The 2,081-nt window shown below is 59.5% G+C and carries 3 protein-coding genes; 1 reads left to right on the top strand and 2 read right to left on the bottom strand.

All coding sequences use genetic code 11. The features are described 5' to 3' along the window. A partial coding sequence (locus FFS51_RS14550) for an integrase core domain-containing protein (RefSeq protein ID WP_137878785.1) occupies positions 1 to 113 on the top strand: 113 nt, incomplete at its 5' end. On the opposite strand, the gene FFS51_RS14545 is transcribed toward FFS51_RS14550, so the two are convergent. Both FFS51_RS14545 and FFS51_RS14540 read right to left on the bottom strand, forming a co-directional pair. Further along, positions 75 to 1,577: a hypothetical protein gene (locus tag FFS51_RS14545; protein WP_137878784.1), complete on the bottom strand. Its 1,503-nt coding sequence runs from the start codon at positions 1,575 to 1,577 to the stop codon at positions 75 to 77. The two genes, FFS51_RS14550 and FFS51_RS14545, sit on opposite strands and share 39 nt — an antisense overlap. Positions 1,578 to 1,968: 391 nt before the next feature. After that, a partial coding sequence (locus FFS51_RS14540) for an integrase core domain-containing protein (RefSeq protein WP_137878741.1) occupies positions 1,969 to 2,081 on the bottom strand: 113 nt, incomplete at its 5' end.

Here is a 2,081-nt window from a genome sequence, read left to right as displayed (position 1 = left end):
CCGCGGCATACGAGACCTGGCTGCATCACTACAATCACCACAGACCCCACACCGGGATCGGCGGCCAGACCCCCTCAGCCCGCGTTCACAACGTCACGGGGAAGTACATCTAGCACTTGCGGCCATTCCGGGTTTCTGCCCTCTTTGACCGCGTCGCTCCAACCGGTCAGGATTGCGCGTACGTATGTGGGTCTGAGGTGATCGACGATGTGGTGCTCACCCTGCAGGGCCTTCGGCGCTGCGCTCACTAGTGACGTGAGCTCACGACCGAGGCCTTCGTGGGTTGGACTCATGAGGCGATCGCCAGGCCGCCACCCCTGCAGGTAGGAGACGATCTCGCTCGGAGACATGGAGGCGAGTTCGTCCCTTTCCTTTGGGCTCGTAGGCCCGCTCCATGTGGTCACCACGCCGAGAGCCTCGTTTGGATTCTCAATCTGCCCTCGTGATGCGTTTAGCGCGTCGAGCTTCTCCCGCAAATCGGAAGGCAGAGCATCTGACCCGATCGATGCCAGCAGGCGGTGCTGCCATTGCTCTACGAACTCGTCTGCACGCTTCGATCGTTCATCCGCAGACTCACCGTCAATTGTGCGGAGTCGTTTCGTCAGCCGATCTCTACTAGCGAACGGCCCAGCGTTGATCAGGTCCGAGAGGCTGATCAGCCGAGCCTCATCTTTTGCGTGGAGCGCCCGTACTAGTTCGGCGAGCTCTAGTCGACACGCTGGATCGGTGGATCGGAGGTCGCCTATGGCGCTAACGGCCGCATCCAGGAGATCGACAGTCGGGTTCGTAGTTGAATCGATGGTTCGTGCGACTACGTGAAGGAGGATCCGCCATCCGAGGACTGTCGGACTCTTGGCAAGACGGCGAACGATCTCAGCCGGAGACTCGGACTCTAGCGCCCTAATTGCTCCCACAACTTGAGAGTCAATGAGGGCTTGCTCGATGGTCCTGTAGGCGTGCTCGCGTGCGGCGATTGCAGGCCGACGCATACTCGTGTAGTCGTGATCATCCGACCACGCGCCGCTCAGCAACTCGTACTTGTCGAGCCACTTCCGAAGCTGACTGACGGAATCGCCACCCATCGCTTCCACGACTTGCGGCAAACCTTGCTCATACCAGTAGTCCTCCATGACTGCTCGCGGTCGACCGTGCTCATTGCCTTCGACCGGTTCGAACAGGATTTGAGCAAGCCGGATACCGAGCGGCTTGCGAGCCTCCAGGAGGCGCACCGTGAGGAGCGTCAAGTCTTTTGGATCGGTTCTCCAGCCAAGGCCGTTTGGTGCCCAAGCACTGATCATCTCCGCCAGCTGCACGGCGTCTTCGATCGGAACCTTGGCGGCAATCTCGATGGTGCCGCGACGAACCCATGAGTTCGACGAAGCCTTGAGGCGCAGAAGTACAGTCACGACATCGTTGGGGACGAAGTCTGCCATCCGAGTCAGATAGTCCATCTCGGGCCAATAGACCTCGCGAATCAGCCCATCGCTATCCACCGTGGGTTCGGGTGGACTGTCGAACGCGAAGGCCTCCATCAAAGGCGCAACCCACAGAGGATTGGCCAGCTCCTCGTAAAACACTCGTCTGGTTGGAAGCGATCGAACACGACGCATGGCAGCGTCGACTTGCTCTGGCGTAGGTGGACGAAAGCTCATCAGGCATCGTCCTCACTGTTTGCCGCGCGCGTGATGTCCTTGATCTCATCAGCAAGAGCGAAGAACTCGTTGGACTCGGCGACCACGTAGTCCTCTAGATCCTGCATTCGCGTGACAATCTCGCTCTTCGACGGGACCGTCTTTTCCTTCAGTCGCTCCCAGTGAACATAGTCAACGAACCATGCACGCGAACTCTTCCAGCTCCGCAACGCGGGATGATTTGGTTGGTCCTGCAGTGAAAAAAGTTCAGCGACCTGGCCATCTGACCGCCGCTTCTCTCGAACCGATGCTCTCATCAGCAGCTGAAGGTGCTCCGCTAGCTGTACTTCCCCGTGACGTTGTGAACGCGGGCTGAGGGGGTCTGGCCGCCGATCCCGGTGTGGGGTCTGTGGTGATTGTAGTGATGCAGCCAGGTCTCGTATGCCGCGG

Source organism: Microbacterium sp. 4NA327F11, assembly GCF_005503465.1.
Taxonomy (GTDB): domain Bacteria; phylum Actinomycetota; class Actinomycetes; order Actinomycetales; family Microbacteriaceae; genus Microbacterium; species Microbacterium ginsengisoli.
The sequence above is the reverse complement of the archived record's forward strand: the minus strand, read 5'-3'. Positions and strand labels throughout refer to the sequence as shown.